The organism is Erwinia rhapontici (assembly GCF_020683125.1).
GTDB lineage: Bacteria > Pseudomonadota > Gammaproteobacteria > Enterobacterales > Enterobacteriaceae > Erwinia > Erwinia rhapontici.
This window is the reverse complement of sequence record NZ_CP085628.1, coordinates 51,924-67,421: the sequence shown is the minus strand read 5'-3', so window position 1 is coordinate 67,421 and position 15,498 is coordinate 51,924. Positions and strand designations below refer to the sequence as shown.

Genomic DNA, 15,498 nt, shown 5'->3' with positions numbered 1-15,498 from the left:
GATTACTAAAGATGTAAAAAGGATTTGAATAAGATGCAAACTTATCAGCGATATCTATTGGAATAAATCTAAAAAATAGTTCAAAAAAAGCAATGGTAAATAACATGAAAATAAAGACAAAACTCAGCTTCTTTGATATCCATTTAGACAAAATAAATCCTCCATAATTTTTACGCGTAGTATTTTTCCATCTAACTCTTGAATAAGATTGTTTTTCCCATCAACTTTGTCCAATTCATAGTTCAAATATATTTTTACCATATCTAATATCACATCATTTCTTTTATAAACTTCAGAAATAGATAAGAAAAACCTTTTATTCTCATTATTGAGTTCAGAACATACATCATTATATCTGTCAAACAGGCATGAACCGTACCAGGTTGCCCTCTCAAATCCACCTCTAACATCATTAAGAACTTGAGTACTACCCGTTCTGAAAGCTTCTGCAGCCTTATCCAGAGCCAGCGCTGCGCTTCGTTCCGATTCCATTTTAACTTTAAGATGTGATGCTAATCACATAATAGATTTCCTTTTCTATCAGATGTAGTATTATATGCGGAAATTACAATACAGGAGTTTGTACTTTGAAGAAATGGATTTTTTCACACTAACCTTGCTAATCACATTCATAGTGGTCATCACCACTGCCCTCATTCTTATCTTTAAATTCTTTCCATCTGATATAATTTACCGCATTGCCAAAACAACAAACATTTTTAGCTCTGAGAGCGACTTTGATTCGTTTTTTATTCTACTGTTGGTAATATCAAGTGTAGTATCATACTTAATTTCGCGCTTTATCTTCCAAAAAGCAGAAAACAAAAATGCTCAAAAATAACTTTTTCATAAAATCACTTATTGATTATTTTTTTATTGAGTTATATGTCATTTTCGTTTGTTTACTTTCATTTATACTTTCTCCCGATAGATGGTTTTTAACAAGCATTTCCATACTACTAATCAGCTGTATTGTAATTTTTTTATGGCCAAGAAAAAAACCAATAAAAATAGATAGTTTAAAAGGCAGCTATCAGTGCTTGTTGTAAAACAGGGTGAAGAAGCTTCACCCTGTTGTTTACACCGCCGGGTACTGCCCCGTGCCATCCGGCCACGGCGTCAGTAAATCAAACCCCGTTTCCGTCACCGCAATCGTGTGTTCCCACTGTGCGGACAACGAACCATCCAGCGTCACCACCGTCCAGTCATCGGACAGTACATCGGTCTCTTCCTTTCCAGCATTAATCATCGGTTCAATGGTAAAAATCATTCCCGGCTTTAGTCGCATCCCGCGCCCTGCCGTGCCGTAGTGCAGCACATCTGGCGTATCGTGATAAACCTGACCAATACCGTGCCCGCAGTAGTCCCTCACCACCGAGAAACCGGCTTTTTCCGCCACCTGCTGGATGGCAGCACCGACATCTCCCAGCCGGGCACCCGGACGTACCGCCCGGATCCCCGCCAGCAGTGACTGGTAAGTCACTTCAACCAGCAGCCGCGCCTGTTCTGAAGGTTTTCCGACAAACACCATGCGGCTGGTATCACCAAACCAGCCATCTTTGATTACCGCAACATCAATATTCACGATGTCCCCTTCCTGCAACGCCTTGTTATCCGGGATGCCGTGGCACACCACGTGATTCACGGAGGTACACAGGGTGCGGGTGTAGCCGTGATAGCCAATATTCGCCGGGATGATGCCCAGTTCATTGACAATATAGTCATGACAGCGCCGATCCAGTTCATCGGTCGTCACACCGGCCTGCACAAAGGGAACGATCATTGCCAGGACCTGTGCCGCGGCATGGCCCGCTGCGCGTGCACGTTCGATTTCATCAGCAGAGTGGAGAGTTACCATCGTTTTCAGACCGCCTTTTCTGTTTTCACGTCGCCATTGAGAATACGGGCCATCTCCATCCCCCCATCCAGCTCTGCCTGCACCAGCGCTCTGGCCAGTTCATGATGCGTGAGCGTGGGATAGAGCTCGGCCAGCATGCCGATTTTTAACCAGTGCTCCGCCTGTGAATTGATCGAACGACTCATCGCCTGGCTGGCAATGCGCAGGTTCTCATGCATCAGGTCGGAAATTTTGACGATTCCCATATGGCACCTATACGAAACATATATGGAATGTATACTGACAGGTTTTTGGGGTGATGGCTATTTGTGTGTGATGAATGATTTTATCAGCGAGATTTATATCGTTTGAACATCGTGAATGAAACCCATGCTGCTACTGAAAGTATCACAGCTTTAGTTCCGGGCACTTTTTGAGATTTCCTGTTTCTCAGCCATCAGACGGTATTCTTGCGGCGTCAGGTTATTCAGGGACTCATGAGGTAGCTCACTGTTGTACTCAGTCTGCCAGCGTTCCGTTATTTTCCGTGCTTCATTCAGTGTTCTCAACAGATAAAAATCCAGTATTCCGGTCCGGTACGTTCGAGCAAACCGTTCTATAAACGCGTTCTGTGTTGGCTTACCCGGCTTGATAAATCCCAGCATCACGCCACGCTCTTCAGCCCATTGTGCCAGTGATATCAGTTCCGGCCCGTTATCCATCCGCATCTTCAGTGGATATCCACGGTTTGCTACTATTCTGTCCAGCACCCGCACGACCCGCTGCGCCGGGATATTCAGGTCAATGTCGATAGCCAGAGCTTCACGGTTAAAATCATCGACGACGTTGAAAGTCCGAAAACGTCGGCCACACTGCAATAACTCAACGATTTTCATCTACTTCATTCCTTTGTTTTACATGATCAGAAAAAGTATCGACTTGGGTTCTCACCCAACACACTTTTGAAGACCGTCGAGAAAGCGCCAGGGCTGCTATATCCAAGCTCCAGGGCAACGCGCGTGATGGACTCCCCGTTCCCTAAACGAACCACAGCAGCCAGAAGACAAGCCTGCTGTCGCCACTCGATGAAACTTATTCCCGTATGCAGGCGGAACTGCCGCGTGAATGTACGCCGACTCATACCAGAGCATTCTGCCATATCGTCAATCCCCATTTCCAAAGAAGGTGCATTCAAAAACACATTGCACGCACGGGCAAGACGCGGTTCATCAGGCATAGGAGCGTTAAGCGATAACGGGGGTAGTCTGGCGATCTCATGGAGCAGCAGCCCCAACAGGTAACCATCACGCCCGCTGGCAGGAAAGAGAGCCGGTACGTCAACAGCGTTTTCAAGAAGTTGCCTGACCAGTGGAGATACACCAAAAACCTGGCAATGAAGGGGAAAACCCAGGCGTTGCGCAGCGTCCGGACGAATATAGGTATTCAACATAGTCACAGGCCCGCGCATGTGCATGGCATGGGGCATACCCGCAGGCACCCAGATTGCTCTGAGTGGTGGGACGGCCCAGTTACCCCGTTCAGTTTCGACGGTGATGACACCGCAGGCAGCATAAGCGAACTGTCCCCTCAGATGGCTATGCCTGGGGAACAGTTCGCCATCAGCGTAGTCCTTCTTCGTCACCACCAGATCGAGAGGCGTGTCTTCGTATACATCACAGGGATCGGTTTGCATGGCCCAATTTTAAACATAATCGACCTAAAAAAGAAAGCAGGCCACACCGGTCGATGGCATCTTTGTCGGATATTAAAGGAAGTCTTTCATAATTCGAGAATAAGGGTCGCCAGTCATGCACAGAAAACACATTATCCTTGCCATATTGGTCACGGCAATATGGGGGATCAACTTCCCAATAACCAAACTTGGGCTGGCCAGAATTGATCCGTTGCTTTTGACCGCTATACGATTTTCATTTACCGCATTTCCGCTGGTGTTTTTTATTAAACGCCCCCAGGTTGCACTGCGCTGGCTGGTTGCATATGGATTGATCTTCGGCGCAGCCATGTGGGCATTGATCAATCTGGGTATTTCAATGGGGGTGCCGCCCGGTAGTGCAGCTCTGCTAATACAATTTAGCGCGTTTTTTACACTTGGCTGGGGTGTGTTGTTGTTTCGTGAAAGTCTGACATGGCCACAACTGATCGGCCTTTTTTTGGCTGCAATCGGGTTGGTCTGCATACTGATGGAAAGCCCGGGAAAATCCACGACAATCGGTTTTATTCTGGTGATGATCAGTGCGGTAGCCTGGAGTGTTGGCAATATCATCATCAAGCTATCCAAAGTCAAAGAGATATTCGCTTTCGTTGTATGGGCAAGCATTTTTTCCCCCATCCCTCTCCTGGTGATGACATGGTGGTGGCACGGGACCGCCCCGTTCTACGCTCTCTTGCCTGGTATGCGTAGCGTGGAAGTCTTTTCTCTGACATTCCAGGTGTATGCAGCCACCCATTTCTGCTATTGGGGATGGAATCTGCTGCTGCGTGAATATCCGGCATCCCGAGTGGCGCCGTTGTCACTGCTGATCCCTGTATTTGGAACAATTAGCTCTGTTTTCATCATCCATCAAAAACCGGGTGCCTGGGGCTGGGCTTCCATAGCAATAATTTTGCTTGCGCTCATTGTTGGGATGAGGCGAGGCAAAGCAGTGGTTGTGAAAAAGGGCATGGCGCACAGGACAAAGAAACACGCCTCCCTTTAAGTTTTAAATTATTAGATCAGATGGCAGTTCACACCCGCTGGTACGGGTAACTCGGCCTCCTGATATGAAGATACACTCACAGTAACTATATTTATAGCGCGCTATATACTTGCGAGCTATATAAATGTAACCTGATTAATTACTCCCTGTGCGCAACTAAACGGTGCGCACATGAGTTGCCACCCTTTGAAGCCGGTACGCTGCTAAGAACCTTTTTAAATTCTTTAACAGGCTGTTCTCGCGGCCGTCATGAGAACGAAGCACGCTTTCATCGCTTGCCAACGCCATCGCCATCGCCATGATTGAGTTCACCCCTGAAGGTAAGGTGATAACAGCAAATACCCTGTTTCTCGAAAAGATGGGTTACTCACTGAACGATGTGGCTGGCATGCATCATCGTATTTTTTGTGCCCAATCAACATTGCTTTCTCCTGACTATGACCGGTTCTGGAAACGCCTTGCTGCAGGTGAGAGCTTCAGCGATAAGTTCCTCAGACTGACGAAGAGCGGTCAGCCGGTCTGGCTTGAAGCTCATTATGTTCCTGTCCTCAACGACCGGGGGAAAACGATAAAAATAGTCAAGCTTGCATCTGATATTACCCAACGGATTGCCGATGCCCAGGAGCAACGTGCAATGACAAACGCCATACAACGTTCTATGGCGGTCATTGCTTTTGACCTGGAGGGCAACGTTAAAAGAGTCAACGGCAATTTCCTCAAAACCATGGGCTACAGCGCTGGCGAGGTTATTGGTCAGCATCACAGTATCTTCTGCTTACCAGAGGTTAAGCACAGCCGTGAGTATGAGGATTTCTGGAAGCAGCTGCGCGCAGGAAATTTTGTCTCAGGACAGTTCCAGCGTTCGGACAAGCAAGGGCGTGCCGTATGGCTGCGGGCAACCTATAATCCAGTATTTGATGAAGAAAAAAATCTGAATGAAATTGTCAAATTTGCGACCGACGTCACCCCTCAGGTCCTTAAACAGTTACAGGAGAGAAAGGCCGCAAATCATGCCTATAACGCCGCACAGGAAAGCAGTAAAAACACACTGGCAGGCGTCGATATTATAGAAAAAACATCGGGCAAGGTGAATACCGTAGTGGCAGGACTCAACAGCGTTTCTGAGAACATTTCCTGTCTAAATAGCGAATCATTCCGCATCGGGAATTTGATTAAGACGATCAGCCGGATATCTGAACAGACGAATCTTCTGGCACTAAATGCTGCTGTAGAGGCCGCCAGAGCCGGAGAGCATGGGCGCAGTTTTGCTGTGGTGGCGAATGAAGTCCGCTTGCTGGCCGCTAACATGAATAAAGCCAGCCTGGAGATAGCCAGCGTGCTTGAGACAAATCAGGCAATAGCCGTGCAGGCACAGAATAATATTATCAAAAACCTTGTCAGTGCCAACGAGGGACTTTCGCTGGTGCAGGAGGCCGGGGGGATTATCGTTCAGATTCAGGAGAATTCTGCCAGGGTAGTCAGTGCAATTGATGACGTTTCACAGCACCTTTCAGGCAAGTAGGGGCGCTGTGGAATAAATCTAACGCTGATCTTTAGCTCTTCAACCGCCCTACCCGCTGTGGCCAGGGATCGATAAATTCTCCCCCGGACTGCCACCAGTCAATTTCCTCTTCCGTCAGAAAACAACGTCGCAGCGCCTGGCAAAAATCATCCAGCTGATGGCGCTGCCCGATCACCGTCAGGCTGCAACGACGGTCGCCAAAACGTCCGGGCATCGCTTCCAGCTGCTGTTGTAAAATATGGCGCTCCTCGTCATTCAGACGATTGTCTTTATGTGCCAGCACGCCGGCTTTCCAGTAGCTGATAAACTCCAGGCTGATACTGCCAGAGGCCTGATTCCACAGCAGCGCGAGATCGTCACGGCCAGGCAGCCAGAAAAAGCCTTTACTACGATGAATGCCCTCACCCAGATGCTGCTGCCAGGTATCCCACAGGCGCTGCGGGTGGAAAGGACGTTCGTCGTGGATCACCCGCGATTCAATATCGTACGACTGGTGGTCTGCCGGATGCTCAATCGCCACTTCCAGCTCCTCAATCAGTGTGGCGACCCGCTGAAAATCGTAGTCGGGCATCGCCAGCACATCGTCCAGCTCAATGTTGCCCCAGGGGAGGGCCACAATGGCCACGCCGGGATTGATTGTATGGAGCGTGCGGGCAATATTTATCACGCTGTCGGTGGGCAGACGGTCGACTTTGGTCAGCAATAACTGGCTGCAAAACAGCAACTGTTCGGCCAACAGATCCTCAACCCCCCGCCGCTGCTGACGGACATTCTCCTGCCAGCGGGGAAGCAGCGTACTCCCCCCGGCATAATCATTTTCCAGCATCACGGCATCCATCAGGGAGAGCAGCCCCTGCAACCTGACATGAGGATGGTGGCGCAACAGCTTAATCAGCGGCAGCGGGTGGCTGCTGCCTGAGGTCTCCAGAAAGAGATGGTCCGGCCGGTTCTGTGCAATCAGCTCATCCAGCGCGGTGGCCAGTTTTGCTATGCCGCCGGGGCTGCTGATGCTGTCGGCCGACACGGTGATGAAATTGTGTTTTTCACGTCCGACAATTTCCGTATTGGCAATCAGCACACCGTCGATATCCAGCTCGCTCATATCATTGACGATCACACTGACCAACAGATGCTGCCGGTGCGCCTGCAACAGCAGGCTTTTCAGCAGGGTTGTTTTCCCTGCGCCGAGGAATCCATTGAGGATGGTTAAGGGTATGCGCTGCATCGGCCGTGTGATCCTGAATATGACGAGTGAGATAATATGTATGTTATATCATAACAATTTAAATAGCAGCATCATAAGCAGAGTATCCCGATGGCGTGACAATAAAAAAGGCGCCGGGATCGGCGCCTTCAGCGAGGGTTCAGTCATTACCCAAGATATTCAATAATCGACAGCCCGCCGTTATAATCGGTACTGTAAATAACCCCCTGAGCATCAACAAAAACGTCGCAGGACTGAATCACCTGCGGACGGCCGGGACGGGTATCCATCATCCGATCCGGTGCAGCAGGCACCAGCGCACCGGTTTCCACCGGGCGGTAAGGGTTGCTGATATCGAAGGCCCGGACACCAGCATTCTGCCAGGTGGCAAAAATCAGAGTCGAACTGATAAAGCTGCCGGGACGGTTCTCATGCAGATTATGCGGGCCAAAATGCGCCCCTTTTGCCACATAGTCCCGTTCGTCAGGCTGCGGGAAGGTAGAGATGCTGACCGGATTGGCTTTATCGCGAATATCAAACAGCCAGATGTGCTTTTCACCATCCTCCTGATTGTCCAGTACCGCCTCATCCAGCACCACCAGCAGATCCCGGTCCGGCAGCGGCAGCGCGGTATGCGTCCCGCCCCCAAACGGCGGGCTCCAGTTACGGTGACTGATCAGCTTAGGTTCTGACCGGTCACTGACATCCAGCAGCGTCAGCCCGCCGTCACGCCAGCTGCCGTAGGCCACATCCCCGCTGATGATGGCATGGTGCAGGGCGTAGCGCCTGCCCTCTTCCCAGTCCGGCATCTCTCCGGCAGCCGTGTTCATGCCCGGCAACCACCAGCGCCCGGCCACTTCCGGTTTACGCGGATCGGCCAGATCAATGGTCAGGAAAATATAATCACTGAAGCCGTCAATCAGTGCCGAGACATAGGCCCAGCGGCCACCCACGTACCAGATACGGTGAATACCGATGCCGTTAAGGGAGAGGAAACTGATCTCACGGGGTTTGTCAGGGGTGGAGATATCGAAAATGCGCAGCCCGGCACTCCAGCCTTTGTCCTTCACATCGCTGACCGTTTCACCAACCGAACGGGTGTAGTACACCTTTTCATCGGCAAAACGGACGTCAGCAAACAGATCGCGGGCGTTAATCACCAATAACAGGTCGTCATGAGCCTGAAGATGCACATTCCAGGTGCCTGGCGGCGCGGGAATATACGCCACCGTACGGGGATTTTTGGCATCACGGACATCAACCACCGAGAAACCCTGTGACACCATATGGCCGATATAGGCATAGCCACGATGGACCATCAGCTGGACACCATCAGGGCGTCCACCCTGATCGCTGTGGCCGATCAGCCGCATATTGCGGCTGTATTCCGGCACGGGAAGCGCGTTACTCATCTGCCACTCCTTATTTTTTGTACTTCGCTTCCAGCGTGGCGAACCACGGCGCGATAAAATCTTCCGTCTGGCCCCAGCCCGGGATCACCTTGCTCAGACCCGCCACATTTACCGGACCTGGCTGGCTGACCAGCAGCGCCTGTGGGATCACAGTGGCTTTGAAGTCATAGGTCGCAGGTGTCACTTCACCCGCCAGTTTGAGTGCGATCAGACGCACGTTTGTGGCGCCGATCAACTTGGGATCCACCGCCGCAGTGACTTTCCACGGGCTGCCGGCTTCACGCATCAGTTGCAAATCCTGATTAGAGACATCGATACTGTAAACTTTGATCTCGGTACGTCCGTTCTCTTTTAACGCTTTGACTGCACCCTGTGTGAAAGCATCCCAGGTTCCCCAGATCGCATCCACTTTCCCTTTGGGATATTTGGCCAGTAAGGCGCCCACTTTGTTAGCGGTATCGCCCTGTACATCGGACGAGACGGCACCCACTGACTCGAGCTCATGAATACCCGGGTTCGCCTGCAGCAACGCTTTATAGGCTGCCTGGCGACGTTCCATCGGCGGGAAGCCCGCCACCCACAGCTTGATAATGTTGGCTTTGCCGTTATGGTCCTTGATCAGCTGGCCAAAGGAGAGCGTGGTCAGCGAGGCATCGTCCTGCTGGGTTACGGTGGCACCCGGGATCTCGCCATCAACCGCCGTATCAAATACCGACACGGCAATACCGCTGTCGGCAATGCGTTTAATCAGGGCACTGGAATAAGGTGCGCGCCCCTGAGACAAAATAATACCGTCATATTTTTGGCTGATGGCCTGATTCACGAAGTCCTGAAAACGGGCATCGTCACCGTTACTTAAAAAGGTACTGACTTTAAACCCCAGCGCTTTCGCCTGCTGGGTTGCGCCCTGGACGAACTGAGTCGTGTTATCGTCCGACCCCAGATTGCGGATCACCGCAATACGTACCGGGCCATTATGGCTGGCAATTTTTTCAGGTACCGGAACCAGCGTGGCGGCGTGAACCGGTAAAACGCTGGCAACCCAGAGTGCCAGTAAAGGAATAAGTGGTTTCATGTAAAAATCCCTGTAGCGGAATAAGAAAAGTGACGTATCGTTTTTAGTGGCCGCAGTCGCTGACGGCCCGGCCTGTCACTTTTTCACAGCAGCCAACCCACTGACAAAGAAGTAAAAAGAATATAAAGCTATAAAAAAAGTATTAGCCTCACACCGGCCACAGCCCCAGGATAGAAAGAAACAAAGGACTTTTTATGAACAATACCGATATTCAGGTCGTGGTCGGCCCGGCCAATTACTATTCTCATCCTGGTGCCCTGCTGCGTCTGGACGATTTTTATCATCAGGAACAGCTTTCCCGCGCCGTCTGGATCTATGGTGAACGTGCCATTGCCGCGACACACCCCTTTTTACCCGAAAGTTTCTCTCTGCCGGGTGCACGTCACCTGCCGTTTGGCGGGCACTGTACCGATCCGGATCTCATCGCGCTGGCACAGGCTGCCGGTGAAGATCGCCAGGTGGTGATCGGTGTCGGTGGAGGTGCCCTGCTGGACACCGCCAAAGCGCTGGCCCGGCGGCTGGATGTGCCCTGTGTGGCCATTCCCACCATTGCCGCGACATGCGCGGCCTGGACGCCACTCTCTGTCTGGTACATCAGCGCCGGTCAGGCATCGCATTATGAAGTATTCAACGATGCCAACCATCTGGTGCTGGTGGAACCTGAAATAGTGCTACGCGCTCCGGTGGAATATCTGCTGGCCGGGATTGGCGACACGCTGGCGAAATGGTATGAAGCGGTGGTACTGGCCCCGCAGCCAGATACCCTGCCGTTGACGGTACGGCTGGGGATCGACACGGCGGCCACGCTGCGTGATGTTCTGCTAAACCAGAGCGCAGCTGCGCTGGAGGATCAGCGCAATGGCGTATTAAGCCAGAATTTCCGTGATGTTATTGATGCCATTATCGCGGGCGGTGGGATGGTCGGTGGGCTGGGGGAGCGCTACACGCGCATTGCTGCGGCGCACGCAGTCCACAATGGTCTGACGATCCTGCCTCAGACTGTACGTTATCTGCACGGCACAAAAGTGGCCTACGGCATCCTGGTGCAGTGTGTACTGTTATCGCAGATCGATACCGCCCGACAGCTGATTGCCGCCTACCAGCAGTTTAATCTGCCCACCACACTGGCAGCGCTGGGTGTTGACATCAATAACCACACGGAGATTGACCAGGTGATTGCACACACACTGCGCCCGGCAGAGTCGATTCATGCCCTGCCCGTTCCGGTAACGGCTGAAAGCCTGCGCGCCGCATTTATCACGGTAGAAGCTCTCGGCCAGTAAACAAGTGTGAGTCACACGGCTGAAAAGCCTTATTATTCAATAAGTTTTTTTTCTTTCCACATCAGGAAGGTTCCCGTCAACGGCGAAAATACGCTTAATGTGGAGAAATTTTCTGTCACGTCCGGCAATGATGCCTGCCGTAATAGGGCCGGTTCACCAGATAACTGTTGGAGAGGGCAAATTCAACCCGGTAAAATTCATCCTTAGAATAGGATGAGGCACAACCTATGCCTCCCTGAGGATCTTCAATAGCCTCAAAGCGAACAATTTTTTCCTGCGGAATACCGACTCGCTGCAGACCAGAAGAGGAACGTTGAATGGAGTAAATATGAGGCAGTGAGGTTTCTTACGTGAGGAAATGCATCTACCGAATCTGTTTTCAAACGAAGCCCCACCGCTGGCTACGAAATTTTATCCACAGAAACGGGGGATAATACGGTGAGTAACTTCGTTTAACCCCTGCAAAACTTCCATCCTTAAAAAGGAAACAAACTGATTTTACTGAGGTTTTTTGGCACGTTCAGTCACTTCGCTCATCACTCGCTTATGGCTGATTTTATCACCGATAATCTTGTACCACCCCGCCAGTTTCCTGACGTCCGTCAGTGGAACTTTCTCGCTCTGATCGTACGTTGTCAGACGATTGCGGTATTGTTCCATGATAGTGATGCAACGCCGTGCCCAGTCACCTTCAAGCTCCGATCCCACCACTGCACGCGGGCGACGGGGAAATTTCGGCCGCAGCGGCTTACTGGCTTCCGGAGTGGATTCATCCACATAGGAAAATTTAATCGATACGACTGTACGACCTTTTTTGATCGGCTCCCAGATCACGGAAATATCCGTATTGGCATTGATTCGCGCCAGCGTCGGCTCAAGCAATTTCTGGCGGAAGTCGCGATAGTCCTCGTATTTCCCCTGTAATCCGGCCTTTTCCCGCATCCAGTCCAGTGCCAGCGTCACCTCAATCGCCTTACTGCTTTTTCGTCCATAGAGGTTTTTCGCTTTGATCAGCCAGCCGTAAAGCCGCACGGAAAATGACGTGTCGAGCTTGGCAATATTGGCAAAATTCAGCTTGGTAAAGGACTCTTTCAACTCATAGAGATAGGGAGCGACATCCTGCCCAAAGCGGAGAACGACAGCACTCTGCTCATCGCTGCTCACGTATTCAAGACGAGAAAACCACGATAGCTGAACGGTACGCATCTTGCCCGTTTTACGATCGGGCAGGTAGATGGTGACCGGTTTTTTCATCAGGCTCTCGGCTGCTTCCCGCAACTGGCGATGGCTGCTGGTTGGGTTAAGGCCGTAGATACGTTGATAATCATGAGGAAAAAGGCGGTACAGCGCATCGGGCTGGGGCTTCCTGCTGTCGATCTGTGCCAGTGCAAGGTTCAGCAAACGCATTTCATCAAGCGTGACGCTGTAAGCCCCTTCAAGGAGATCATTACCTTGCACAACGGTCAGTTTGTTCAGCTCCATGTAGCAGGATCCCTTTGTGGAATGTTCAGCAAAGTATTCCACACAAAAATTATTGAGGTAAAGTGAAAAATAACAGTTATTACCTATTTTAAATCAGTAAGTTAAACGGCGCACCGTCATATTCAAACATAAAATACTTCCACATATGCACTCGCATGGATCATTTATCCCACCCAAAGGATCGTTCTTCATTCAGTTTCCAACAGAAAAAGACTCCACATTAGCCCCCCAACAGGAACAGAAAATCTTTCCACACAGGTAACTTCTCTTGTAGACAAACTCCGGATTCAGACGTTTTTTGCAGCATAGATGTTCCAAAGTATTTTTTATTATTAATTTTCATATGGTTATAGATAAAGCCATCATAAAATCTTTCCACATAAGACATTATCGCCCTTCCCTGCCGTTGATGTTAGTGATCTACTCAGCCGTGTAAACGGCCTTTTGCAGAAAATCACTCCACGTATCACAGGAAATCTTTCCACGTTTCATTCACCGATGTGTCGCTTGTGGCGAGCTGCATAAAATCTTTCCACATATACGAATAAAGTGACATGGTCACCTATCCGCTGAGCAACAGAAAATCATTCCACTTTTAGTTTTCAGAGGGCTGAACACCCGCAAACATAAAATTCTTCCACATAAGGGATGCTCAATCTGATGATCAGAAAATCCTTCCACGTTTCCGGTAACGATGACGGTTAACTTATTGGCTGCACTGAATAACTATCTCATGCTGTCGTATTGTTGTCTGGCATCAGCGTCTGCGTTAATGTGACACAGTCACTTTTTATGGCACGGGAACAGAAAATTTATCCACATATTAGCGGAAAGAAGGAGGATGAAAGCATGAGAGCCGAGGGATCGTCAGACAGGATCGGGGAAAGAGTTATCAACAGGAAATTTTTCCACATAATAATATTCTGATAAATCAGAAAGTTATCAACAGGAAAAAACTCTACATATAACAGGAAATCACTCCACATAGAGCATAAAATCACTCCACCTGGCGCAGGAAATCACTCCACATATTGCTCTGTAATCTGTTGATTATCAAAATGAAATCGGGCCCTAAAAGAGAAAGATCTAAACTATAAAAAGAAAAACAAACACTATGGGATCTTTTTTTGAAGCAGGATCCTTTCAGGCGATCCGTTTTACTATCGGTAATCGTAGCCAGAAAGGATCGTTTGCATGATCAGGGGATGAGGATGTCTGCTATCTGGCTTCGTTCTCAGGCAGCCAGCCCTCAATAAGCTCAGTCAGGACATCTTTCATTTCACGCCCCTGCAGGAAACAGGTTGTTTTGAAGCGACGGTGCAACTCTTCATCGATGTTCGTCTGCAGTTTTTTCACTGTTCCGCCGACAGGTTTGCTGACAGCATCCAGTGCAGGCGCCAGCTGACGGTGCTGTCCGAGTTTCATTTTCATGCCAGTAACTCCAGGATCTCATTCGTCATCACTTCAATCTCCCCTTTCGCATTGCCGTCGGTGGTATCAAATACGGTCCCGCCATCCAGCATCGTGCGGATATAAACCTGGCGCTGCGTTGTGGCTGTTCTGAGAGCTGGAACCCCCGTATCCTCGATCGACTCTTTCAGCACTTCCAGCATGCGTGTAGAGGCCACTTTTTTGGTGATCAGGAAGCGTGCTATCACCGGTTGCAGATTCTCCCTTGCCTCGACCACGGCCAGGATAGCGCCACAGGCGGCAAAATCGAGGGGGGAAGGTGTTACCGGGATCAGTACCAGGTCACTGACCATAACAGCTGCGGAGGAAATTGCAGTGATGGCGGCTGCACCATCGATAACGACGTAGTCGTAATCCTTCAGCTGCTTACGGACGGTATAGACTTCTTTTTCTGAGGCGGCTTCTGCAAGATCAAATTTGCATTTTGTTTCGTCGTACCAGTTGCTGATGCTGCCCTGAGGATCGGTATCGACCATGACAACACGGTGCCCTTTGCGCGCAAGACACGTGGCAATATTGATGGACGTTGTGGTCTTCCCTACCCCGCCCTTCCCGTTCAGGAAAGAGATGATTTTTGTCGCCATGACGCACTCCTGCAGGTTTCAGGCTGGAATCTCAGGATTATGTAATCCCAGGATTCTATGATATTAAAATCTTAGGATTCTGAGATGCCAGAATATCGTAATAACCAGTTGTAAACAATATCCTGACATTCGATAATCATGTAATCATGTAATCATGTAATCATGTAATCATGTAATCATGTAATCATGTAATCATGTAATCATGTAATCATAGGGTTATATGCTGGCATTATCCATCGGGCTTGTAGGCTATGACGTCAGCCTGAACGGCTAATCATCTGTAATGATGACTGCGTGCATCATTATCTCAGCGATAAATTTCTCCCCTGAGTGCTTTTTCTTTATTATCGCTCTTAATGTGAAGCCTTATGGGAATCGCGCTTCTCGGTTTCACCGTGAGGAGTTTGACAGTACTGCGAACGAACCACTTAACGGAATTAAAGGCTGTAACACGCAGTGTGTGAATCATAGGATTTCAGGATTATGGAATCCCAGGATGATGTGATTAGCTCACCTTGAGATGGATAGTTTTATGTTTCCCCTGCCCTGATATCCGTTCAAAATAATCCTGCAATCCTGCAATCCTGCAATCCTGCAATCCTGCAATCCTGCAATCATTTCGTTGACATCATTACTCTGCCTTGGTTGAGTATGCTGAGATGCTGAGATGCTGAGATGCTGAGATGCTGAGATGCTGAGATGCTGAGATGCTGAGATGCTGAGATGCTGAGATGCTGAGATGCTGAGATGCTGGTAATACCCAGCGTGCCCGGAAAAAATCTGCCTGAATCCCTGAATCCCTGAATCCCTGAATCCCTGAATCCCTGAATCCCTGAATCCCTGAATCCCTGAATCCTGTCGTTATCAGACGTCACAATACGTGCATTGCAGGTTATGTTGATTTCAATGATA

Annotated in this window: 13 protein-coding genes and 1 pseudogene; 3 read left to right on the top strand and 11 right to left on the bottom strand. The window is 49.7% G+C overall.

Features of this window, described 5'->3' with window-relative positions; all coding sequences use genetic code 11:
* Positions 1 to 123: 123 nt before the first annotated feature.
* The 5 genes and pseudogenes from LJN55_RS23695 to LJN55_RS23675 all read right to left on the bottom strand — a co-directional run bounded on the left by LJN55_RS23695 (position 124) and on the right by LJN55_RS23675 (position 3,530).
* Positions 124 to 492, bottom strand: coding sequence for a hypothetical protein (locus tag LJN55_RS23695; protein WP_227536469.1), 369 nt, complete (start codon positions 490 to 492; stop codon positions 124 to 126).
* Between the two features lie 586 nt (positions 493 to 1,078).
* Positions 1,079 to 1,858, bottom strand: a complete 780-nt coding sequence (map, locus tag LJN55_RS23690) for a type I methionyl aminopeptidase (RefSeq protein ID WP_133846709.1) — start codon at positions 1,856 to 1,858, stop codon at positions 1,079 to 1,081.
* A 5-nt stretch (positions 1,859 to 1,863) separates the two neighbouring features.
* The gene (locus LJN55_RS23685; protein ID WP_159338387.1) at positions 1,864 to 2,103 is read right to left on the bottom strand and encodes a ParD-like family protein; all 240 of its coding nucleotides are present in this window, start codon (positions 2,101 to 2,103) and stop codon (positions 1,864 to 1,866) included.
* A 150-nt stretch (positions 2,104 to 2,253) separates the two neighbouring features.
* Positions 2,254 to 2,721 (bottom strand): annotated as a pseudogene (locus tag LJN55_RS23680) (integrase core domain-containing protein); the annotation flags it as partial.
* Between the two features lie 38 nt (positions 2,722 to 2,759).
* Complete coding sequence (locus LJN55_RS23675) at positions 2,760 to 3,530, bottom strand: AraC family transcriptional regulator (RefSeq protein ID WP_227536468.1); 771 nt, start codon at positions 3,528 to 3,530, stop codon at positions 2,760 to 2,762.
* A gap of 115 nt (positions 3,531 to 3,645) precedes the next feature.
* Between LJN55_RS23675 and LJN55_RS23670 the strand changes: the two genes are divergently transcribed.
* Together LJN55_RS23670 and LJN55_RS23665 are read left to right on the top strand one after the other, a co-directional pair.
* Positions 3,646 to 4,554: an EamA family transporter gene (locus LJN55_RS23670; protein WP_133846718.1), complete on the top strand. Its 909-nt coding sequence runs from the start codon at positions 3,646 to 3,648 to the stop codon at positions 4,552 to 4,554.
* A gap of 298 nt (positions 4,555 to 4,852) precedes the next feature.
* Positions 4,853 to 6,076 carry a methyl-accepting chemotaxis protein gene (locus LJN55_RS23665; RefSeq protein ID WP_265106046.1) on the top strand — a complete coding sequence of 408 codons (1,224 nt, stop codon included), beginning with the start codon at positions 4,853 to 4,855 and terminating at the stop codon, positions 6,074 to 6,076.
* 31 nt (positions 6,077 to 6,107) lie between these two features.
* Here the strand turns inward: LJN55_RS23665 and LJN55_RS23660 are convergent, their stop codons facing one another.
* From LJN55_RS23660 to LJN55_RS23650, 3 genes are all read right to left on the bottom strand, one after another.
* The gene (locus LJN55_RS23660; protein WP_227536467.1) at positions 6,108 to 7,301 is read right to left on the bottom strand and encodes a CobW family GTP-binding protein; all 1,194 of its coding nucleotides are present in this window, start codon (positions 7,299 to 7,301) and stop codon (positions 6,108 to 6,110) included.
* Between the two features lie 146 nt (positions 7,302 to 7,447).
* On the bottom strand, positions 7,448 to 8,692 hold the full coding sequence (locus LJN55_RS23655) for an LVIVD repeat-containing protein (RefSeq protein ID WP_227536466.1): 1,245 nt from the start codon (positions 8,690 to 8,692) through the stop codon (positions 7,448 to 7,450).
* 10 nt (positions 8,693 to 8,702) lie between these two features.
* Positions 8,703 to 9,767, bottom strand: coding sequence for a sugar ABC transporter substrate-binding protein (locus LJN55_RS23650; protein ID WP_133846722.1), 1,065 nt, complete (start codon positions 9,765 to 9,767; stop codon positions 8,703 to 8,705).
* A gap of 194 nt (positions 9,768 to 9,961) precedes the next feature.
* Between LJN55_RS23650 and LJN55_RS23645 the strand changes: the two genes are divergently transcribed.
* Positions 9,962 to 11,050: an oxidoreductase gene (locus LJN55_RS23645; RefSeq protein WP_227536465.1), complete on the top strand. Its 1,089-nt coding sequence runs from the start codon at positions 9,962 to 9,964 to the stop codon at positions 11,048 to 11,050.
* Between the two features lie 498 nt (positions 11,051 to 11,548).
* On the opposite strand, the gene LJN55_RS23640 is transcribed toward LJN55_RS23645, so the two are convergent.
* From LJN55_RS23640 to parA, 3 genes are all read right to left on the bottom strand, one after another.
* Positions 11,549 to 12,532, bottom strand: a complete 984-nt coding sequence (locus tag LJN55_RS23640) for a replication initiation protein (RefSeq protein ID WP_133846724.1) — start codon at positions 12,530 to 12,532, stop codon at positions 11,549 to 11,551.
* Between the two features lie 1,218 nt (positions 12,533 to 13,750).
* The gene (locus LJN55_RS23635) at positions 13,751 to 13,963 is read right to left on the bottom strand and encodes a plasmid partition protein ParG (protein WP_227536509.1); all 213 of its coding nucleotides are present in this window, start codon (positions 13,961 to 13,963) and stop codon (positions 13,751 to 13,753) included.
* Positions 13,960 to 14,586, bottom strand: a complete 627-nt coding sequence (gene parA, locus LJN55_RS23630) for a ParA family partition ATPase (protein ID WP_133846726.1) — start codon at positions 14,584 to 14,586, stop codon at positions 13,960 to 13,962. Before parA ends, LJN55_RS23635 begins: the two co-directional genes overlap by 4 nt.
* Positions 14,587 to 15,498: the final 912 nt, after the last annotated feature.